This window comes from Pseudomonas sp. CFBP2511 (assembly GCF_030209255.1).
GTDB classification, from domain to species: Bacteria; Pseudomonadota; Gammaproteobacteria; order Pseudomonadales; family Pseudomonadaceae; genus Aquipseudomonas; species Aquipseudomonas avellanae.
Map to the genome: position 1 here is coordinate 80,068 of NZ_JARVSI010000012.1, position 20,447 is coordinate 100,514.

Sequence of the window (20,447 nt, forward strand, 5' to 3'; positions counted from 1 at the left end):
TTGTTGAATTTTTCCGGTTGCCTTAGCAATTCTGGGCGGCTGGGCTATAACTAATCAGCTTTCGCAAGTCATGAGGTAGAACATGAGCGACGACGACGATACTAACGACGATCTGGTAGACGACCTGGAAGGCGAAGAGGACGGTGAGGAGCTTGCAGCTGCTTCCCCGGAAGACGACTCGGCCGAACCAGACGATTCCGACGTCCCGGCAGCGCCCGCAAAAGGCAAGGCCAAGGCTGCGGTCTCGGTTGACGAGCTGCCTAGCGTAGAAGCCAAGAACAAAGAGCGTGATGCTCTGGCGCGTGCGATGGAAGAATTCCTGGCGCGTGGCGGCAAGGTGCAGGAAGTGGAGGCCAATGTGGTCGCCGATCCGCCCAAAAAGCCTGACAACAAATACGGCAGCCGCCCGATTTAAGGTGGCAGACGCTGTATGAGAAAAAGCCCGCCGTCGCTGCGGGCTTTTTCTATTGTGGGCGTCTCAGGCTGTTTTCAGGCCCAGCGCGCCAGTAATTCCGGCAATTGCGACAGGTTGTGAATCTCGGCATCCGGCAAGCGATCTGCGTCCCAGGCCTTGCCCTGCGGGTTGTACCAAATGGCGCGCATGCCCGCCTGTTGTGCGCCGGCAATGTCGTCGCTGGGGTGGTCGCCGACGTGCACGGCCGCGCTGGCATCGACTTTTGCACGGCGCAGCGCTTCGAGAAACGGGGCCGGGTCGGGCTTGCCGATGCCCAGGTCCTCGGCACACAGGGCAAAGGCAAAGTAGTCGGCCAGCCCCAGGCGACGCACGTCAGCATTGCCGTTGGTGATAACGCCGAGCGTGAAGGTCTTGGCGAGAATTTCCAGAGTGGGCTGCACCTCCGGGAAAATCTGCACTTGATGGCGGCCATGCAGAAAGACTTCAAAGCTCTCGTCGGCCAGCTGCTGAGCTTCGTCGGAGTCGTAGCCAGCATCTTCAAGGGCGTGAAACAGCACGCGGCGTCGCAGTGCACTGATCCGGTGCTTTAACGAAGGGTCTTCGTCCAGCAGGCGTGAGCGGATTTCCCACAGATGCTCCACGGGGACCGGCCCGAGCTTTGGCGCCTGCTCGGCCAGCCAGTCACGCAGCGCGGCTTCTGCGCCGACAATGGCAGGCGCGGTGTCCCAGAGCGTGTCGTCGAGATCGAACGTCACCAGCTTAATCATCTGCAGCTCCTTTACGCTTGGCTCGGGGGTGGGCACTGTCATAGACAGTGGCCAGGTGCTGGAAGTCCAGGTGCGTGTATATCTGCGTGGTCTTGATGTCCGCGTGACCGAGCAGTTCCTGCACCGCGCGCAAGTCCTGTGACGACTCCAGCAGATGGCTGGCAAAGGAGTGACGCAGCATGTGCGGGTGCAGGTTCTGCCCCAGTTCGCGCTCACCGGCGGTCTTGATCCGCAGTTGAACGGCGCGCGGGCCGAGGCGTTTGCCTTGCTGGCTGACGAACACGGCGTCGTCCTGCGGGTTGGTCAGGGCGCGAAGCGGCAGCCAGGTTTCCAGTGCCTGGCGTGCCTTGCTGCCGACTGGCAATACGCGGGTCTTGCTGCCTTTGCCCAGCACCTGCACCAGCCCTTCGCGCAGGTCCAGTTGGTCGAGGTTCAAGCCGGTCAGTTCGGACAGTCGCAACCCTGATGAGTAAAGCAGCTCCATGATGGCCTGATCGCGATGAGCCAGAAAATCATCTTCAACGCCACCGTCCAGCAATTGCGCCGTGCGGTCGGTATCCAGCGTCTTGGGCAGGCGTCGTTCGCCTTTGGGCGGCGACAGGCCGTTGGCAGGGTCGTGCTGGCAGAGGCCTTCACGGTTCAGATACTTGTAGAAGCCGCGCACTGCCGACAGCATTCTCGCCAGGCTGCGCGAGGACTGGCCTTGCTGATGCTGGCGGGCGGTGAAGCTGCGCAGGTGCTGGATATCCAGATCATTCCAGCTCGACAGCCTGGCTTTCTGGCAATACGCCAGAACCTTGCTCAGGTCGCGTCGGTAGGCTTCAAGTGTGTGCGGCGACACCTGGCGCTCACTGCGCAGGTGCATGCAGTAGGCGTCCAGATGCTGTTCCACGGCTAGCGGACCGAACGCAGCGAATGGGCGAAGCGGGGCAGCAGACGGCTCAGTACGTCAGCGATATAACTGAGGAACAGCGTGCCGACCGAGCTTTTGTAATGCTGTGGGTCACGGCTGCCGATGGCCAGCACGCCATGCAGGCCCAGATGGTTAAGGCTGGCAATGGCGGTCGAACCGACTTCCTTGCCTTGCTCGGCACCGAACAGAAATGCCAGCTCATGCTCACGCAGCGCGCCGCAGATGATCTTCTCGCCAATCAGACCGCCGATGGCTTTCTGTGCCTCGGCACTGCTGACCCAGCGGCCCACTGGCATCGGGCTGTCGCTGAATAGAATCAGGCTGACGAAAGGCACCTGAAAATCCTGGCGCATGCTGTCTTCCACGGCGATCACCAGCTCGTCCAGGCTGGTGGCGTCCATCAGCGCCAGGTTCAGGCGACGGGTTTTCTCGAACAGACGGTCGTTGTCGCGTGCCACGTCCATCAGTTGTGAGAGGCGATGGCGCATTTCGATGTTGCGCTCGCGCAGCAGCTTGAGCTGACGCTCGACCAGCGAGACGGTGTCGCCACGCTGGTGAGGAATGCGCATCGACACCAGCAGCTCGTCATGCTCGGCGAAGAATTGAGGATGCTCAAGCAGGAAAGCGATGACCGCTTCTGCTTCAAGGTCTGGCGCTGCGCTATCGACAGGCGATTCGCTGGGGGTGCCGGTTGAAGCGGGAGGCTGATCGGTCATCGTGGTTACTCGCTTAAAGACGAACTTGGCCTTCGTAGACCCTTGTAGCAGGGCCGGTCATCATGACAGGGTGTCCCGGGCCTGCCCACTCGATGGACAGGCGACCTCCGGGCAGGTCGATCAGCAATGGCGAATCCATCCAGCCCTGGCTGATGGCGGCCACTGCCGCTGCGCACGCCCCGGTGCCGCAGGCCTGGGTTTCCCCGGCGCCGCGTTCCCAGACGCGCAACTGCGCACGCTGGCGGTCCACAACGTGCAGGAAGCCGACGTTGACCCGTGCCGGAAAGCGCGGGTGATGTTCGATCTTCGGGCCTAGTGTGTGCACAGGCGCATTGTTGATGTCATCGACGCGCAGCACGGCGTGAGGATTGCCCATCGACACGGCCGCCAGCTCGACTGTCTGCCCGTCTACGTCGAGCGAGTAGCTTTTGGCTTGCTCCGCGGCCTGAAACGGGATCTCTTCCGGCACGAGGCGCGGCGGTCCCATATCGACGCTGATCTGCCCGTCGCTGCGGATCTCCAGCTCGATAATGCCGCCTTTGGTCTCGACGCGTATCTGTTTCTTGGCGGTCAGACGCTTGTCGAGTACGAAGCGGGCAAAGCAGCGTGCGCCGTTGCCACACTGTTCGACTTCGGAGCCGTCCGAGTTGAAGATCCGGTAGCGAAAGTCCACGTCCGGGTTGTTCGGTGCCTCGACCAGCAACAGCTGATCGAAACCGATGCCGGTGTGGCGGTCGCCCCATTGTTTGGCGTGCTTGGGCAAAATGTGCGCGTGCTGACTCACCAGGTCCAGGACCATGAAGTCGTTACCCAGCCCGTGCATCTTGGTAAAACGCAGCAGCATGGGGTTACTCCGGCAGCAGGCTTTCGCCAGCGAACAGCTCGGCCACGGTTTCGCGACGACGCACTTCAAACGCCTGGGTACCGTCGACCAGTACCTCAGCGGCACGGCCACGGGTGTTGTAGTTAGAGCTCATGACAAAACCGTAAGCGCCGGCCGAATGCACCGCCAGCAGATCGCCTTCAGCCAGTGCAAGCTCGCGGCCCTTGGCAAGGAAATCGCCGGTTTCGCAGATCGGCCCGACGATGTCGTACGCACGCGGTTCGCTGTCACGCGGGCGCACCGCCGTGACGTCCATCCAGGCCTGATACAGGGCAGGGCGGATCAGGTCGTTCATCGCCGCATCGACGATGGCGAAATCCTTGTGCTCGGTATGCTTGAGGTACTCGACCTGGGTCAGTAGCACGCCCGCGTTGGCCACGATAAAGCGCCCCGGCTCGAACAGCAGGCCCAGATCACGCCCGGCAAGGCGTTCGCGTACCGCTTTGATGTAATCGCCCGCCAACGGGGGCTCTTCATCGCGATAACGCACACCCAGGCCGCCACCCAGATCGATGTGGTGCAGGTGAATGCCGCAATCGCCCAGGCGATCGACCAGATCCAGCAGGCGATCCAGCGCATCGATGAACGGCTCGAGCGTGGTTAGCTGTGAGCCGATGTGGCAATCGACGCCGATCACTTCCAGGTTTGGCAACTGCGAGGCGCGAATGTAAACGTCTTCGGCAGCCGCGATGGCGATGCCGAACTTGTTTTCTTTCAGGCCGGTGGAGATGTAGGGGTGAGTGCCTGCGTCCACGTCCGGGTTGACGCGCAGCGAGATCGGCGCGCGAACGTTGAGTTCGGCGGCGACTTCCTGCAGGCGCTCAAGCTCGTCGGTGGATTCGACGTTGAAGCAGTGCACGCCGACTTCAAGGGCGCGACGCATGTCTTCACGGGTCTTGCCGACGCCGGAGAACACGATTCTTTCGGCTTTGCCGCCAGCGGCCAGCACGCGTTCCAGTTCGCCACGCGACACAATGTCAAAACCGGCGCCAAGACGCGCCAGGACATTGAGCACACCCAGGTTGGAGTTGGCTTTCACGGCGAAGCAGACCATGTGCGGCATGCCGCTCAGCGCATCGGCGAAGGCACGGTACTGCGCTTCGATATGAGCGCGCGAATAGACATAGGTCGGCGTGCCGAAACGCTCGGCAATGGCAGACAATGCTACCCCTTCCGCGAACAGCTCACCGTCGCGGTAGTTGAAGGCGTCCATGGGATTCCCTTAAAGGTGCTTGTGCGATTGCGATTTGGCTTGTTCTTCCGGGGTTTTGCTGTCATCCGGCAGATACAGCGGGCCTTTTTGACCACAAGCTGTAACAAGACAAGCGACCGCGACAAGCGCAGCAAGCGAAGAGATCAGGCGCTTCATGGCGAAATCCTTTGTAAAAGCATTAATTGCGCCCGAGTATACCGACCACCCGCCAGCTTGCCTATGCGAGGGGCTTCCCGTCTGGCGGGCCTCGGACATTAAACCGTTCTCGTAACACCAACTGGCGGGTAAGCTTTGCATTTGCCTGGCAGCGTCCGTATCTTGCCCCTCTGCGCTATCAGCAGACACTTATCGAGGTTCCCGTAATGAGTTTGACCGAAGCGCGATTCCACGACCTGGTCGATGCGACTCAGCAGAATATCGAAGACGTTTTCGACGAGAGTGGTCTGGATGTGGATCTGGAAAACTCGGCCGGTGTACTAACCGTCAAGTTCGAAGGTGGCTCGCAGCTTATTTTCAGCCGTCAGGAGCCGCTGCGTCAGCTCTGGCTGGCAGCCAAATCGGGTGGTTTTCACTTCGATTACGATGAAGAAGAAAGCCGTTGGGCGTGTGACACCAGTGACGAGCTGCTCAGCGAGATGCTTGCGCGCATGACGTTTGAGCAAGCTGGTGCCGACCTGGACTTTTCCGAGATCTGATTGTGAGCCAGACACCTGCACGACCGCCCAAGCCGCTTTTCAGCAACGTCAGCCCTGCCGTGGCGTCACCTTGCGTCAGTCTGTGTCGGCTTGACGAGCAGAAAGTCTGCCTGGGGTGCTTTCGCCACGTCGAAGACATACGCGAATGGCGCTCTGCCGACGACGACCGGCGTCGGCAGATCCGCCTCAATGCAGACCAGCTTCGGGCCGCTGCCGAGGTTGGGCAAGCCGCTGGCTAGCGCCGGGTCGGGTTGTGTATTTGTTGCGCTGTGTTAGTGTCAGACCCTGCTTCTCCAGATCGAGAAGCCCGTAAAACCCCGCCTGCCCCGGCGGGGTTTTGTTTTATTCATGGAGAATAAAGGAGTCTGCCCAGACCATGACCACAGCACCTTCGATCATCCTCACCCGGCTCGACGTACAGCGTCTTGAGAGTTTCATCGACAGCCAGGACGAAAACACACCGGGCCTGCAGGCGTTGCAGGCCGAACTGGACCGTGCCGAACAAGTGGTTGGCCACGATGAGGTGCCTGCGGGCGTTGTGACCATGAACTCGCGTGTGCATTGCCGTGAGGAAGTCAGTGGCAAGGACTACCACCTCAAGCTGGTCTATCCGCAGGATGCCGGCGCAGAGGGCACCGTATCGGTCCTGGCCCCAATGGGTTCGGCCCTGCTCGGCCTGCAGGTCGGCCAGCACATCGACTGGCCCGCACCGGGCGGCAAGACCCTCAAACTGACCTTGCTGGCCGTCGAATATCAGCCGGAAGCGGCGGGCGAGTACGAGTAATCGAAAAGCGTCGCCTGCGGAGAACGCCTATCGTGCCAACGCCGCACATTCAAGACCGGACGCGGAGCGTCCAGAGCGGCATGCGACGCAGAGCGTCGCACGATAGTTGAGGTTATCGTTCCGCACGCTCCAGCGTCGGAATGCGTTGCGTGACGCTCCTGCGTCACAAATCTCTGCCGCGCCGCACATTCAAGACCGGACGCGGAGCGTCCAGAACGGCATGCGACGCGGAGCGTCGCACGATAGTGAGGTTATCGTTCCGTACGCTCCAGCGTCGGAATGCGTTGCGTGACGCTCCTGCGTCACAAATCTCTGCCGCGCCGCACATTCAAGACCGGACGCGGAGTGTCCAGAACGGCATGCGACGCGGAGCGTCGTACGATAGTTGAGATTATCGTTGCGCACGCTCCAGCGTCACGCCTGCTCCATCGCCTCGTTCAACAGTGTCTCCAGCTCGGCCTTGTGGCGCAGGAAGAGGATGCTTTGCCCGTGCTTGCCATCCAGCAGGCCGGAGAGGTCCAGGTCGGTGATGTAACAGCGATAGCGTTGCGGTTCCAGGCGTTTACCGAGAATTTGCCGGGCAACGGCTGCATACAATTGATCGCCGTATTCCAGCTCGGAAAACTCGCTGTTGTCGCAATACAGGGTGGCGTTGAGCTGCCCTGGCGAGGTTTCTTCGATGATTGCCTGCACGTCATAGAAAGACCGGTCCGTCGCGGTCGGTGCCAATCGATGTTCGACACGCCGTGCGTGCCCCGGGCCGGAAGGCAGGATCTGATAGTAAAGAGCTTCCAGCGAAACCGGCTCGGACGGGTCATCCAGCGGCAACGATGCGCCACGACGATAGACCAGCGAGTGAAAAAAGCGCTGCAGGGGCGTCAACAGGCTCTGCTCATCGTGATAAGGCACACGCTGGTGCCAGAGCGAGTTGTGCTCGTCCAGCACATACAGATCCGCATCCGGCTCGTTGACCCGGTAAAACACCTGAATGCACTCCGGCTGCCCGAGCGGCAGGATCAGGGCCAGGTCATGCCCGTCGAGTGCCTGAGGGTCGAGATGCAGAGGGCTGTAACGTGGCAGTTCCTCGCCCAGGTACTTGAACAACCCTGGCAGGCTGTTGACCACCACATGGCCAACCTGGCCGGGCTTGATCTCCAGTACGTGATACTGCTGCTGCACCTGTATCAGATAACGGTGGTTGAGCTGTCTGGCGAGTAACAATTGCGCTGTGCTGATCAGCTCTTCGACACGCTGGGCGATGGCAGACGCGCGGTTATGGCAAAAGCAACGCACGCGAATCTGCGGCTGTTTGCCACTCGTCGGCAAGCTGCCGAGCAACTCGCTCATGCAGTCGAGCAGGGCGTGCGGGCCGTCGTAGCGGCTGACCAGCGTTTCGTTCCAGGTATTGAGCGTGATCTGGTCCAGCGTCAGCACCAGATTTTCCCGAACGCCTGCATAACTGAGCGAATCAGTGCGCTCGGTGGTCATCAGAATATTGAGATCGCGGTGATGCCTGAGCGGATCGACGCCGACATTGATCAGCAGCAGTATCTCGCTGGGCGCGCTGGGTTTGAGCAGCTCGTCATCGCTGACCTCGGGCAGTGGCAGCTCAATACTCTGCTGCAAGGCCCCCAGCAGGTTGAACAGCTCGAATTCACTCAGATCACTGGTGCCGGGGTGCAGCGCCACGCGGGTGGTGGTGTCGATCACATTGTTTCGGTGGCACCAGGCCAACAGCTCAAGCAATTCCCGGCTGCGCTTGATGGGCGAAAAGTTTGCCCACTCATGAATGCCCAGGTTGCCGTTGTACAGCGCCCACTGATGTTTGCCAGGCTCGCGCTTGTCAGGCGAGTGCACCAGCGTCAGCGTGTCTTCGGCAAGGTCAGGGGCGATGCCCGGGTTGATGAACTCGACCTTGCCCGCCTTGCGCTCGTACGCCGCGTACAGGCGCCGCCCCAGAATGGTCAGGTCGCGGGCATCGAGCGTGTCGGCAGTGCTTTGCGCTCTGGCGAAGCGGGTCTGGAAGCGATAACTGTAATTGAGCTCATTGACCAGCGCGCGGCGCTCGCTGGCCACCTGGCGCACTTTCCACTGGCTGCGGCTGTCGAGCAACGTCAATTGCCGCTCATCCCAGCCCCATTCCGAGGTCAGGCGCGCAAGCAGCAGGCGTTGCCAGCCGATGTTGCGTTGGCGGGTCGAGCCGGTGAGCTTTTTGTTGACCTTCAAGTACAGGCTGCGCCGCACCAGTTCGAGACGCTCGGGCTCGTTGCGCGCCTGCAGGTGCTCTTCGATACGGCGGTACACGACCACGTAAGGGTCCAGCTCATCCAGGTCTAGTTGATTGGCAAACACCGCCTGTTTGAAGCGCAGACTCAGGCACTGCACGCGGGGATGTTCGCTGGAATACACCTCGATCAACAACAGCTTGAGCACTGACTTGTAAGGCGACCCGATGCCTTTGAACAACTGCCATAGCCCTGCGCCGATAAACTCTGTGGCGGGGATGTGCGACATCGGTCCGAGGTCGAGCACTTCGCTGGCGCGAATGAACCGTTTGCTCAGCAGGGTGTAGGTGTAATCCTCATAATTCTGCTCTTCGTAGACCGGCACCATCCACCACATCGGCGTGCGCCCGGCGAGCCAGATCGCTGTGCGATAAAACTCGTCGAGCAACAGATAATGCTGGGTGGTGCCGCAATCGTCAGAGCTGAGCTGCGAGTCGCGCTCGCCGCTTTTGAAGCGTTGCGGATCGATCAGAAAAAAATGCGCCTCTGCCCCCATGGTGGCAGCCCAAGCTTCAAGGGCCTGACATTTCTTGCGCAGTTCGGCGATGGCTTCCAGGTCCAGTTCGCTGTCATGGCAGACCCAAACGTCCATATCGCTTTGATCAGCCTGCGCCAGCGTGCCGAGGCTGCCCATCAGAAACAGACCGTGAATAGGCTGCGGCGGGTTGCCGTGTCGCGCTTTGTACGAGAACGAGCGCGTCAGGCGCTGCGCCTCGGCCAGCGCGAGGGTGTCTGGCTCGTAATGCGAGACGCCGGCAGGCGTGCTGCCGGAAACGTAGCCGGGCAACAGTGGATGATTGACGTGGAAGAACAGTGGCAGCAGCGTCAATACGCTTTGCTGGCGCGTCGACATGCCTTCGAGGGCACGCGCGTATCGCCCGTCATTGAGCGACAGGAAGCGGTTACGCAGCTGGCTGAGAACCTTGCGGTCAATGCCCTCATCCAGATCGGGGCGAATTTCAGGATTACGCGTCATCGCAACTCAAGGCACCTGGCTGATGCAGGCATGGACTTACTGAGCAAAAGGGCAAAGAAAGTTTGCAGCCGAGAGAAGCGGATTCAGTCGGATTGTTATTCTGGCGCCAATGTCCTGTATCGACTGGCGTTCAGATAAGTAAAGGGCCTGCCACGCTTTTTTGTGTGCAGGCCCGGCAACCGTCAGGCAGCTTGTCTGGAGACACTGAGAATGGTCAGCAGTGACTGCGCGTGCTGAGCGGATTCAAGACCGAGGCTGGTCAGATAGCCGCCATCGACTTGAGTCGTGAGGCCTTTTTCGAAGAGTCTTTTTGCAGCTGAGACGGCAGCGGGGGCCGCTACGTGGTGGACTTTGAGGCCTTCCTGGGTGTTTCCCAGATTGAACAGTGCAAGGATTTCCAGTTCGGCAACCAACTCAGGGGTATACGACATAGGTACTCCAGACTTTTTATAGTAGTACGACCTGGCCGGCTGGCGGGTGGGCTCTGGAATCGACGTGTCCTGTCTGCGCTCGTCGGTTCTGGATGACCGTTAAAGCCGGTTTGGCGTGATAGCCCCGGAGGATTGAGCGGCGGCGGGGCATTTGCAGTGTAGTCAGCGTCTGGCGTGTTTGCAGCATATATATTGTCGGCGTGACCGGGCGGGTGATTATTTCTCGGGCGGCAGTTCAGGCAGGGCGCGCAGCGCTGCTTCGTACCATTGCGTATCGAACGCACGGTCCTGCTCGAGCAAGGCGTCGATCTCGATGGCCAGTACGTGTGCCATCATTTCAAGAATGTCTTCACGCTCATAATTAACCAGCGTGAGCATATTGAACACGGCCTTGGCCGCCGGCGGATTACCGGATTCGATCTGGTTCTCGATGGCTTCGATCAGGGTCGAGGCGGCAAATTCTTCTTCGTCATTGTCGATTGCGTCGGTCATGGTAAATCCTCAAGTAAGGCGGGCAGTCTAACCGGCGACCTGAAAACAACAAACCCCGGAGGTCCGGGGTTTGTCAGCACGCAGGCCGGAAGATCAATCCGCTGTCGGTTGACCCAGCGCAACAGATTCCTTGCTGCGCCAGTGCGGCAGGGAGTTCCAGTAGCGTTCGCCTTTGGCATCGTCGTACAGGCCTTCCCAGCGCGAGATGACCAGCACGGCCAGCGCGTTGCCGATCACATTCAGGGCCGTACGTGCCATGTCCATGATCCGGTCGACACCGGCAATGAACGCCAGGCCTTCCAGCGGAATGCCCGCGCTGCCCAGTGTCGCCAGCAGCACGACGAAGGACACGCCCGGTACGCCTGCGATGCCCTTGGAGGTGACCATCAGGGTCAGTACCAGCATCAATTGCGCACTGATCGACAGGTCAATGCCGTACAGCTGGGCAATGAATATCGCTGCAATGCTCTGATAAAGCGTCGAACCGTCGAGGTTGAACGAGTAGCCGGTGGGTACCACGAAACTGCAGATCGCTTTCGGCGCGCCGTAGGCTTCCATCTTCTGAATCACGCGCGGCAGCACGGTTTCGGAACTGGCGGTGGAGTAGGACAGAATCAGCTCGTCCTTGAAGATACGCATCAGCTTGATGACCGAAAAGCCGAATGCCCGAGCGATCAGCCCCAGCACCACGAAGGCGAAGAAGGCGATGGCCACGTAAACCAGAATCACCAGCTTGGCGAGCGGCAGCAGCGACGCGAAACCGAAGTTGGCGACCGTCACCGCAATCAGGGCGAATACGCCAATCGGTGCGTAGTTCATGATCATGTGAGTGACCTTGAACATGGTTTCCGAAACGCCCTGGAACAGCTTGACCAGCGGCTCGCGCACCTCGGCTTGCAGGCTCGAAAGCCCCAGGCCGAACAGCACCGAGAAGAAAATGATCGGCAGCATCTCGCCACGGGTCATGGCGGCGAAGATATTGGACGGGATCAGGTTGAGGATGGTCGCAACAAAGGCGTGATCGTGCTGAACCTCAGCGGTGGTCTGCTGATACTTGGAGATATCGACCGTCCCCAGGGTGCTCATGTCGATGCCAGTGCCCGGATGGAACACGTTGGCCAGCACCAGACCCACCAGGATGGCGATGGTGGTCACGACTTCAAAGTAAAGAATGGTCTTGAGGCCAATGCGCCCCAGCTTCTTCGCGTCGCCCATCCCCGCGATGCCGACAATCAGCGATGCGACCACGATAGGAATAACGATCATCTTGATCAGACGAATGAAAATGTCGCCCGCGGGCTGCAGGATATTACTGATCCACCAGGCTTTCTCGTCACCGAAATGGTTGAGCAGTGCTCCCACCGCGACGCCCAGTACCAGCCCGATAAGAATCTGCCAGGCCAGGCTCAGCTTTGCCTTCTTCATATTATTACCCTTGTTGGAAGTGGCTTGGGCAAGTCCAGACCGTTACTCCAAGCGTGCTTTTCACAGCACTCTCAGGGCACGGGCTCCCTTTGGAAATGTCCCGAGAAGGTCACCGCAGGCGAGCATCCCAGCTCTATAGCAGGCGAAAAAAGTCGCAACTATTCCCATGACGTGCGTGTACGTCTAATGCCGTAAACGACTACCTCATGCTCAATCGGCATACAAACGCGCAAATATGTGTTGATTTGTGTCAAACAAGAAGATGGCTATTCGGCGTAAAGGTGGCTAATACGTCGTCTTCGGGCTGATGAGGCGAAGCGTGGGGGAAGGACGAACATCGGTGTGCTGAATCGATTACGCTGGGGATTTAACGGATGTACGGTATCAAAACTCCCGAGGCTGCTCATCCGCAGATGAGTTATGCCCCGGGCGCTCGACATTGTTTTGGCCGGTCAGCCTTTTCCCTTGGTTCGGGTCATGTGCGGACCGCTGTTCTTTTCCAGGTACTCAATGATCATTCCAGCGACATCCTTGCTGGTGGTCACCTCAATACCTTCCAGGCCGGGTGAGGAGTTCACCTCCATCACCAACGGACCGTGATTGGAGCGCAGGATATCCACGCCCGCGACACTCAGGCCCATGACCTTGGCTGCGCGCAACGCGGTCATGCGCTCTTCGGGGGTGATCTTGATCAGGCTGGCGCTGCCGCCACGGTGCAGGTTGGAGCGGAACTCACCCGGTTTGGCCTGACGTTTCATCGAGGCGATTACCTTGTCCCCGACCACGAAACAGCGAATGTCTGCGCCGCCGGCTTCCTTGATGTACTCCTGAACCATGATGTCCTGCTTGAGGCCCATGAAGGCTTCGATCACCGACTCAGCGGCCGTGGCGGTTTCGCACAGCACCACGCCGATCCCCTGAGTGCCTTCCAGCACCTTGATGACCAGCGGCGCGCCGTTGACCATCTGGATCAGGTCGGGAATGTCGTCCGGCGAATGCGCAAACCCGGTGACCGGCAGGCCGATCCCCCGGCGTGACAGCAATTGCAGCGAGCGCAGCTTGTCCCGCGAGCGGGCAATGGCGACGGATTCGTTGAGCGGGAACACGCCCATCATTTCAAACTGGCGCAACACCGCACAGCCATAGAACGTCACCGAGGCGCCAATGCGTGGAATGACCGCATCGAAGCCCTCCAGCGGTTTGCCGCGATAGTGGATCTGCGGCTTATGACTGGCGATGTTCATATAGGCGCGCAGCGTGTCGATCACCACCATCTCATGGCCCCGCTCGATACCCGCTTCGACCAGACGACGTGTGGAATACAAACGCGGATTACGCGAAAGCACAGCGATCTTCATGCAACACCTGAGGAAGTAGAGGCCGGGAACACCGGCTTGTCTTGTACATAAGTGATGCCCGGATTGACGACCAGATGGCCGTCGATCAAGGCTTTGGAGCCCAGCAGCAGCCGATAACGCATCGACCTGCGGCAAGCCAGTGTGAATTCCACCGGCCAGATACGATCACCCAAGGCCAGCGTGGTGCGAATGACGTAACGCACCTGTGCCTGGCCGTTGGAGCTTTTAATGGTTTTCATGGCGACCAGCTGCGCCTCGCAGCGGCGATGGCGCAACTGCACCACCGTGCCCAGGTGCGCGTTGAAGCGCACCCATTTCTGGCCATCACGTTCAAACGGTTCGATTTCAGTCGCGTGCAGGCTTGAAGTGCTCGCCCCGGTATCGATTTTTGCCCGCAGGCCAGCGACCCCAAGGTCGGGCAGCGCCACCCACTCGCGCAGGCCGATAACGGTCAGGTGATCAAATGTTTTCAATGCGATTCCGTACTTCTCAAGGCTTCTGCCAGGCCTCAGGTGCTATCTGAGCCAGGGCTTTGAATGCAGGTTTGGCGAACAAATAGCCTTGCATCAGGGATATGCCGCAATCAGCCAGAAAATCCCGCTCTTCAATGTGTTCGATACCTTCGGCGATGAGCTTAATCCCCAAGTCCTTACACATTGTGACAACACCCCGAACAATAGCCTGGCGTGCGCGATCACGATGAATGTCGCGGACCAGATTCATGTCGAGCTTTATCAGGTCGGGTTGAAAATCAGCCAGCAGGGTCAGCCCGGAGTAGCCGGCACCGAAATCGTCGATGGCGGTCATGAAACCGAACTCGCGATACTCGCGCAAAATGTTGCTCAAATGGTTGTTGTTATCCACATGCTCGCTTTCGATGGTCTCGAAAATCAACCGCTCGATAGGAAAGTCATGCTGCTTGGCCGCCTCCAGTGTGCTGCGGATACACAGCTCGGGACGATACACGGCATTGGGCAGAAAGTTGATCGATAAACGCTCGGTCATGCCCAGTTTTGCCGCGCCGGCGATGGCTGTGGTCCGGCACTTCTGATCGAAGCGATAGCGATTCTGGTCGGTGACCTGGTTCAGCACCGACATTGCGCCCTCGCCATTCGGACCGCGGACCAGCGCTTCGTGGGCAAAGATCGACTGGTCGTGCAGGTTGACGATGGGTTGGTAGGCATAATCAAACGAAAAGCCCAGTTCCGGACTGCCGGTGCAGCCCTCACACCCCTTTTTGGGGGCGGTCAACGAAGTTGGAAAATCTGTCACGTCGCGCTCCATGTGAGGTCAGGGCCATAAAATGATGAATAGCTGATTTTGACAAGCAAGGATCGGTTACTTCATGTTCTTGATAGCTACAAATCAGCAACCGCAGGCAGTCACGTTTCCTGATGAGCCGGATAACGTTCAGACTGCCGCACTGATGAGGAATTCAAATGGCACAAAAGATGGAAGAGGACGACAAGGTTCGTCTGGATAAATGGCTGTGGGCCGCCCGCTTTTTCAAAACGCGTGCGCTGGCCAAAGCCGCTATCGAAAGCGGCAAGGTGCACTGTCGCGGCGAACGTTGCAAGCCCGGCAAGGAGCCTCGCCTTGGCGATGAGTTTCAGATTCGCATGGGCTTCGATGAACGCACAGTGGTCGTCGAGGCGCTGTCCATTGTTCGCCGTGGCGCGCCGCAAGCGCAGACGCTCTATCGCGAGACCCCGGAAAGCATCGCCAAACGTGAAAATGCAGCTCTTCAGCGCAAGGCCGGCAACCTGGGTGTGACCACCGATGGCAAGCCGACCAAGAAGCAGCGTCGCCAGCTTTTCGATTTCCGCGGCGCTCGCGACAGCGAATAAAAGCTCCGCTCGGCGCTCGAAATGCCATCCAGCTTGGAAGCGTCCCGGATAGCTCCTAAAATGCCGGTCAACCCGTATGGCTCCAGACACTTTCGAGTGCAGGACGGCGCTTTTCCCGCCGCGAGCCATTCACTGTCATTACCTCAGATACCCACTTCTTATGCATGATTTCCCGGACATCGATTTCACCCAGCGTTTTATCTTCGACGAAAGCGACGTACGCGGAGAGCTGGTAGCCCTGGAGCGCAGCTACGCCGAAGTGCTTGCCAAACACCCCTACCCGGAGCCGGTCGCGCAACTGCTCGGCGAACTGATGGCGGCCGCGGCCCTGCTGGTCGGCACCCTCAAGTTCGACGGCTTGCTGATTCTGCAGGCGCGCTCCAGCGGCGCCGTACCATTGCTGATGGTCGAGTGCTCAAGCGAGCGCGAGCTGCGTGGCATTGCCCGTTACGACGAAGCGCTGATCACCCCTGGCGCCGGCCTGCAGGACCTGATGCCGGACGGCTCGCTGGCATTGACCGTCGACCCGCGTCAGGGCAAGCGCTATCAGGGCATCGTGGCGCTGGACGGCGTAGACCTGTCGGAAAGCCTCTCCAACTACTTCGTGATGTCCGAACAACTGGGCACCCGCTTCTGGCTCAAGGCTGACGGTCATCGCGCCCGTGGCCTGCTGTTGCAACAACTGCCCGCCGCCCAGATCACCGACCCGGAAGAACGCGACGCCAGCTGGGAGCACGTCGTTACCCTGGCCAGCACCCTGACGGCCGAAGAAATGCTCAGCCTGGACAACCAGACCGTGCTGCATCGCCTGTATCACGAAGACCCTGTGCGCCTGTTTGATGTCCAGCCAATCTGCTTTCGCTGCAGTTGCTCACGCGAGCGCTCGGCCAATGCGCTGGCCAGCCTTGGGCTGGAGGACGCGCAGCAACTGGTTATCGAGCACAACGGCAGCATCGAGATCGACTGCCAGTTCTGCAACGAGCGCTACCTGTTCGATGCCACTGACGTTGCGCAGCTGTTTGCTGGCGGCGGTGTCGATTCGCCATCTGATACGCGTCATTAATCAGCGCGTAAACAGCCTCAGAATACGGTGTGGGCCCCTGTAATACTGTTCTGACAGGAGGGTCCTACCATTTCTGGGCATTTCTGGCATAATCCGGCCCACTTTTACGCTGTAGTAGTGGTTGTTTTTTTACTACAAAACCGTTTGGAGCACTCGGCTACAGGCCGACGGGGAACCTCATGACGCAAATCAACAACGCTGTGCACACCGATCTGAGCACCGACGAACTGGTCAAGGAAGCCCTTGCCCGCAACGAAGGCGTACTGTCCGACACTGGCGCACTGGTTGTGGAGACAGGCCATCGTACTGGCCGTTCGCCGGTCGATCGTTTCATCGTTGAAGAGCCGAGCACCCAGGACGCCATCGCCTGGGGCCCGATCAACCGCAAGTTTCCCGCCGAGAAATTCGACGCTTTGTGGAACCGTGTCGGTGCGTACCTTGCCGAGCGCGAGCGCTTCGTTTCCCACGTTCATGTAGGCTCCGATCCTGCGCACTACCTGCCTGTCAAGATGACCACCGAAACAGCGTGGCACAATCTGTTCGGCCGTTGCCTGTTCATTAACCCTGAACAGTACAACCCGGCTGGCAAGGACGAGTGGGAAATCCAGAACGCGCCATGGTTCGTCTGCGACCCTGAGCGTGATGGCACCAACTCCGACGGCACCGTCATCATCAACTTCGCCGCCCGCAAGGTGCTGATCGCAGGCATGCGTTATGCCGGCGAAATGAAGAAAGCCATGTTCTCGGTGCAGAACTTCCTGCTGCCGGCCGTAGACGTACTGCCGATGCACTGCGCTGCCAACATGGGCGAAGAGGGTGATGTAACCCTGTTCTTCGGCCTGTCCGGCACCGGCAAGACCACCCTGTCCGCTGATGAAAGCCGTTACCTGATCGGTGACGACGAACACGGCTGGGGCGTGGGCGTGGTGTTCAACATCGAAGGCGGTTGCTACGCCAAGTGCATCGACTTGTCCGAGAAGAACGAGCCGGTCATCTGGAAAGCCATCCAGCACGGCGCTGTACTGGAAAACGTCGTACTCGACCCGGTCACCAAGACCGCTGACTACGCCGACAGCAGCCTGACCCAGAACAGCCGTGCCGCTTACCCGCGCGAACTGATCGAAAAACGCGCCCCGAAAAACCTCGGTGGCGAGCCGAACGCCGTTATCTTCCTGACCTGCGACCTGACCGGCGTACTGCCGCCTGTGTCGATCCTCAGCGAAGAACAAGCTGCTTACCACTTCCTGTCGGGCTACACCGCACTGGTCGGTTCGACTGAAATGGGTTCGGGTTCGGGCATCAAGTCCACCTTCTCCACCTGCTTCGGCGCACCGTTCTTCCCGCGTCCGGCCGGCGAATACGCAGAACTGCTGATCAAGCGTATCCGCGGCTTCAAATCCAAGGTCTACCTGGTCAACACCGGCTGGACCGGCGGCGGCTACGGCGTCGGCAAGCGCTTCAACATCCCGACCACCCGTGGCGTGATTGCAGCCATCCAGAGCGGCGCGTTGATCGGTGCAGAAACCGAACACCTCGACACCATCAACCTCGACGTACCGAAACTGGTACCCGGCGTAGACACCGGCCTGCTCAACCCACGCAACACCTGGGCTGACAAAGCCGCCTACGACGAAGCGGCAAAAGCACTGGCTGGCCTGTTCGTGGAGAACTTCAAGAAGTTCGACGTGAGCGACGCCATCAAGGCTGCGGGTCCGAAGTTGTAATAGAAAACACCGTAAATAAAACCGCCCAATGAGGCGGTTTTATTTTATCTGAAAAAATTAGTTAAAAACTCTTTTGCAACGTGGACGACCCTTGATTGGGAAATAGCCATTAAAATCATAATAGCCATCGTTGACGCATAAATGGTAATTGCATAGGATCTCGAGCGATTATATGCCTTAACCGCGTCCTTAAATGGACGCGTTGATAAATCCTTAAACTCTGAAAGTGGAATTAAAGAATCAACCTTCTTATTCCATAAAAATCTAGACCTTGTCAGGGATATTATGTAGGCGCGATTTGTACTTATCGTGATTGATAGACTCGCCGCCAGCCACAAAGCACTAAACAATAATAGAAAGCTAGATTCGATTGACGCTTCCTTTACAGCAAGTATTTTTATACTCACAGTTCCTATGGCAATAGCTATGTCCCTGAATAACGTCGACGTGAGAGCATGTGTTCTATCAATTATCTTCGAAGACTCTTCAGCAATAATTTTTCTTAAATCCGCAATAGCTTTTAGTGTCTCGGATGATTTGTTATGCAAATGAGCCTTATAATCATTTTTTGAATTTTCCAGCACCCTAGATGCCACTCGATTAAAAAACTCAGGCCAAGTTTCAAAAGTTCTACGCCTCTCACTGGCAATCCTGGAAGAAAAAAATTGTGGCGTATCTCTACTTCTCGATCAACATCTAGTATCCAACTTGTACTTTCCACCACTTTTAAAGTGTCAAACAAAATCTTGTCGATTTTTTGGTCGTATTCTATTTCTAGCTTTTGAGGACCAGAAAAAATCAAGTTCAAAGCTAGATTTTTTTTCCAAACCTCAGTGCAAAAAATCAAACTTGAGCATGGAATAGCTATTTCCTCCCAAACGCGAAAAGCTTCACTTAACACATTAGGCTTAGTACGAAGAGCCCAGAACTTTAGATGCTCAACTAAAGCACCTCCTGTGGAGTCGCGGATAAAATTTCTAGGATCGAGAAGCGTACGACTTATGTCATCGGCACTTTCATCTTTACTCCATATTTTAAAATTGCAGCTTTGCGAGGAAAACTCTGAAAATCCAAAAAACAAATAAATAATATTGCTTCTTTGAACAGTGTCATTTTTTAGCGATCCTCGAAGACCGCTAATTGTAAAAAAGACTGTAGAAGTACCCCTCGGCAGCTTTGATATCTTGAGGTTGGCAGTAGAGCCAACCAGCTGTCCGCTAGTGTCGGGCAGAGGGAATTTTTCACCTTCCTCGGTTCTGCATTCAAGCGTAAAAAACTTTCTATACGCGTCGGCAAAATCGTTTAATGTACAGATATCACTTGCAGATAGTGCCGGAAGCTAAATATAACTTGCTCGTGGCTTTCAGTGGACGAGAACGAACGCCCTGTTACTAAGTTAAAGCTTTCCATTGAATTCGTCATCTACAATATACTGCAGGGTTGAAACAATGATTTTCTTTGTACTGTCTGAATCATCAAATTCTATGTCACCGCTATCGATATGTTCTTGTGTGTATATAACCTTCACACCTTCATATGTTTCTTTTATCTTTTTCGTGGACTTAGGATAATGATTCTCCGGTATCTTTATTATCGAAGAACTAATTTTTGCTTTTTAAGCTCTTTTGCGAAGCTGGCTAATATTTTTTCGTCTGAATGAAGTTCTCCAAACATGGCAGATAATAGGTTCTCCGGATGCTCGGGGTTGAATACCTTTATCGAGGATATGGCTTCTTTAGCTGTTATCTTTAAACTACTAAGTATTGCCAATGGAACTATGCTCTTGTCAGACTTAGCAGTATCTGAAAGCGCAGTCAACAGTCGATCCGTCAATGTCTCGTGCGTAAATTCTCTTGACACATCAAGAAACGCCTTAAACTTTTCTGCAATATCACCATTCTTCTCACTTCGATCAATACATATCAGCTTACCGCCAGCCCCTTCTATTTTTATAAGTGCAGATTTTTGTAATGCTTTTTTGTCCTGAACAAAAGTGTTAAGAATTAAATCCAAGATTGGCTTTGTTTTTCCGTCTTCAGTTTGAAGAGTCTTATACGAAATAACTTTGATGTCATCATATTTTATAATTGCTGCATACCGCTCTGTACCGCTTTTTATCTGCAGCAACATTAAAACCCCAGGTATAAGACGCTTATCACTCTCGTAAAGTTTTTGAAAGCGTTCTGCAAGAATCTGCGAGCAATCTACGAACGCATGAGGACTATCAAGCGCCTGCTGAATTTGAGCTTGCACACCAGATGCGGGATTGAAATTATAGCTCGTGCCTTGCGATGTCTCGATTAGTCTAGAAATGAAAAACTCAGAGTGTACGCTAGGGTCTTCAACTTCTGTAAGGATTTTGGGAGCTTTTAAATCAGGCCCAATTATGTGGAAAATCACTCGTTCCACAGTCGAGAGCTGACTGATATTAATTTCTTCGGTAGTGCTCATTGTTCAACC

General features: G+C 57.1%; 22 protein-coding genes. 7 read left to right on the plus strand and 15 right to left on the minus strand.

The window, feature by feature from the left end:
- Window positions 1-82: 82 nt before the first annotated feature.
- Window positions 83-415, plus strand: coding sequence for a dormancy-specific transcriptional regulator SutA (sutA, locus tag QRN38_RS11155; RefSeq protein WP_007246533.1), 333 nt, complete (start codon window positions 83-85; stop codon window positions 413-415).
- A gap of 74 nt (window positions 416-489) precedes the next feature.
- On the opposite strand, the gene QRN38_RS11160 is transcribed toward sutA, so the two are convergent.
- From QRN38_RS11160 to lptM, 6 genes are read right to left on the minus strand one after another with little or no spacing between them, the layout of a single operon-like run.
- On the minus strand, window positions 490-1,182 hold the full coding sequence (locus QRN38_RS11160; protein ID WP_057419367.1) for an HAD family hydrolase: 693 nt from the start codon (window positions 1,180-1,182) through the stop codon (window positions 490-492).
- Window positions 1,175-2,074, minus strand: coding sequence for a tyrosine recombinase XerC (gene xerC / locus QRN38_RS11165; protein WP_057419366.1), 900 nt, complete (start codon window positions 2,072-2,074; stop codon window positions 1,175-1,177). Before xerC ends, QRN38_RS11160 begins: the two co-directional genes overlap by 8 nt.
- A gap of 2 nt (window positions 2,075-2,076) precedes the next feature.
- Window positions 2,077-2,811 (minus strand): DUF484 family protein, encoded by a 735-nt coding sequence (locus QRN38_RS11170; RefSeq protein ID WP_057419365.1) that lies wholly within the window; start codon window positions 2,809-2,811, stop codon window positions 2,077-2,079.
- Window positions 2,812-2,824: 13 nt separating this feature from the next.
- The gene (gene dapF, locus QRN38_RS11175) at window positions 2,825-3,655 is read right to left on the minus strand and encodes a diaminopimelate epimerase (RefSeq protein ID WP_011103038.1); all 831 of its coding nucleotides are present in this window, start codon (window positions 3,653-3,655) and stop codon (window positions 2,825-2,827) included.
- 4 nt (window positions 3,656-3,659) lie between these two features.
- On the minus strand, window positions 3,660-4,907 hold the full coding sequence (gene lysA, locus QRN38_RS11180; protein WP_005768501.1) for a diaminopimelate decarboxylase: 1,248 nt from the start codon (window positions 4,905-4,907) through the stop codon (window positions 3,660-3,662).
- 9 nt (window positions 4,908-4,916) lie between these two features.
- Window positions 4,917-5,063 (minus strand): LPS translocon maturation chaperone LptM, encoded by a 147-nt coding sequence (lptM, locus tag QRN38_RS11185; protein ID WP_005768499.1) that lies wholly within the window; start codon window positions 5,061-5,063, stop codon window positions 4,917-4,919.
- Between the two features lie 206 nt (window positions 5,064-5,269).
- On the opposite strand from lptM, the gene cyaY reads away from it, so the two are divergent.
- The 3 genes from cyaY (at window position 5,270) to rnk (ending at window position 6,386) form a co-directional block, all read left to right on the plus strand.
- Window positions 5,270-5,602, plus strand: a complete 333-nt coding sequence (cyaY, locus tag QRN38_RS11190; RefSeq protein ID WP_005768497.1) for an iron donor protein CyaY — start codon at window positions 5,270-5,272, stop codon at window positions 5,600-5,602.
- Window positions 5,603-5,604: 2 nt separating this feature from the next.
- On the plus strand, window positions 5,605-5,841 hold the full coding sequence (locus tag QRN38_RS11195; RefSeq protein ID WP_057419364.1) for a DUF1289 domain-containing protein: 237 nt from the start codon (window positions 5,605-5,607) through the stop codon (window positions 5,839-5,841).
- A 137-nt stretch (window positions 5,842-5,978) separates the two neighbouring features.
- Complete coding sequence (rnk, locus tag QRN38_RS11200; protein WP_007246537.1) at window positions 5,979-6,386, plus strand: nucleoside diphosphate kinase regulator; 408 nt, start codon at window positions 5,979-5,981, stop codon at window positions 6,384-6,386.
- A gap of 414 nt (window positions 6,387-6,800) precedes the next feature.
- Here rnk and QRN38_RS11205 read toward each other — a convergent pair whose 3' ends face one another.
- The 7 genes from QRN38_RS11205 to rimA all read right to left on the minus strand — a co-directional run bounded on the left by QRN38_RS11205 (window position 6,801) and on the right by rimA (window position 14,625).
- Entirely contained in the window at window positions 6,801-9,647 is a 2,847-nt protein-coding gene (locus QRN38_RS11205) for a class I adenylate cyclase (protein WP_024666707.1), read from the minus strand.
- Window positions 9,648-9,829: 182 nt separating this feature from the next.
- Window positions 9,830-10,078 (minus strand): TIGR02647 family protein, encoded by a 249-nt coding sequence (locus QRN38_RS11210; RefSeq protein ID WP_005768492.1) that lies wholly within the window; start codon window positions 10,076-10,078, stop codon window positions 9,830-9,832.
- 216 nt (window positions 10,079-10,294) lie between these two features.
- Window positions 10,295-10,570, minus strand: a complete 276-nt coding sequence (locus QRN38_RS11215) for a hypothetical protein (RefSeq protein WP_005768491.1) — start codon at window positions 10,568-10,570, stop codon at window positions 10,295-10,297.
- 93 nt (window positions 10,571-10,663) lie between these two features.
- Window positions 10,664-11,995 (minus strand): glutamate/aspartate:proton symporter GltP, encoded by a 1,332-nt coding sequence (gene gltP, locus QRN38_RS11220; RefSeq protein ID WP_024666706.1) that lies wholly within the window; start codon window positions 11,993-11,995, stop codon window positions 10,664-10,666.
- A 452-nt stretch (window positions 11,996-12,447) separates the two neighbouring features.
- The gene (gene rimK, locus QRN38_RS11225) at window positions 12,448-13,353 is read right to left on the minus strand and encodes a 30S ribosomal protein S6--L-glutamate ligase (RefSeq protein ID WP_003318100.1); all 906 of its coding nucleotides are present in this window, start codon (window positions 13,351-13,353) and stop codon (window positions 12,448-12,450) included.
- On the minus strand, window positions 13,350-13,826 hold the full coding sequence (gene rimB, locus QRN38_RS11230) for a retropepsin-like aspartic endopeptidase RimB (RefSeq protein ID WP_005768489.1): 477 nt from the start codon (window positions 13,824-13,826) through the stop codon (window positions 13,350-13,352). Before rimB ends, rimK begins: the two co-directional genes overlap by 4 nt.
- A gap of 16 nt (window positions 13,827-13,842) precedes the next feature.
- Window positions 13,843-14,625 (minus strand): S6 modification regulatory phosphodiesterase RimA, encoded by a 783-nt coding sequence (gene rimA, locus QRN38_RS11235; RefSeq protein WP_005768488.1) that lies wholly within the window; start codon window positions 14,623-14,625, stop codon window positions 13,843-13,845.
- Window positions 14,626-14,792: 167 nt separating this feature from the next.
- On the opposite strand from rimA, the gene QRN38_RS11240 reads away from it, so the two are divergent.
- From QRN38_RS11240 to QRN38_RS11250, 3 genes are all read left to right on the plus strand, one after another.
- Window positions 14,793-15,200 carry an RNA-binding S4 domain-containing protein gene (locus QRN38_RS11240; RefSeq protein WP_003377907.1) on the plus strand — a complete coding sequence of 136 codons (408 nt, stop codon included), beginning with the start codon at window positions 14,793-14,795 and terminating at the stop codon, window positions 15,198-15,200.
- A gap of 160 nt (window positions 15,201-15,360) precedes the next feature.
- On the plus strand, window positions 15,361-16,263 hold the full coding sequence (gene hslO, locus QRN38_RS11245) for an Hsp33 family molecular chaperone HslO (protein ID WP_005613652.1): 903 nt from the start codon (window positions 15,361-15,363) through the stop codon (window positions 16,261-16,263).
- A 179-nt stretch (window positions 16,264-16,442) separates the two neighbouring features.
- Window positions 16,443-17,987, plus strand: coding sequence for a phosphoenolpyruvate carboxykinase (locus QRN38_RS11250; protein ID WP_005613653.1), 1,545 nt, complete (start codon window positions 16,443-16,445; stop codon window positions 17,985-17,987).
- 520 nt (window positions 17,988-18,507) lie between these two features.
- On the opposite strand, the gene QRN38_RS11255 is transcribed toward QRN38_RS11250, so the two are convergent.
- The gene (locus QRN38_RS11255) at window positions 18,508-19,068 is read right to left on the minus strand and encodes a hypothetical protein (protein ID WP_144433606.1); all 561 of its coding nucleotides are present in this window, start codon (window positions 19,066-19,068) and stop codon (window positions 18,508-18,510) included.
- Between the two features lie 509 nt (window positions 19,069-19,577).
- Entirely contained in the window at window positions 19,578-20,438 is an 861-nt protein-coding gene (locus QRN38_RS11260) for a nucleoid-associated protein (protein ID WP_235814773.1), read from the minus strand.
- Window positions 20,439-20,447: the final 9 nt, after the last annotated feature.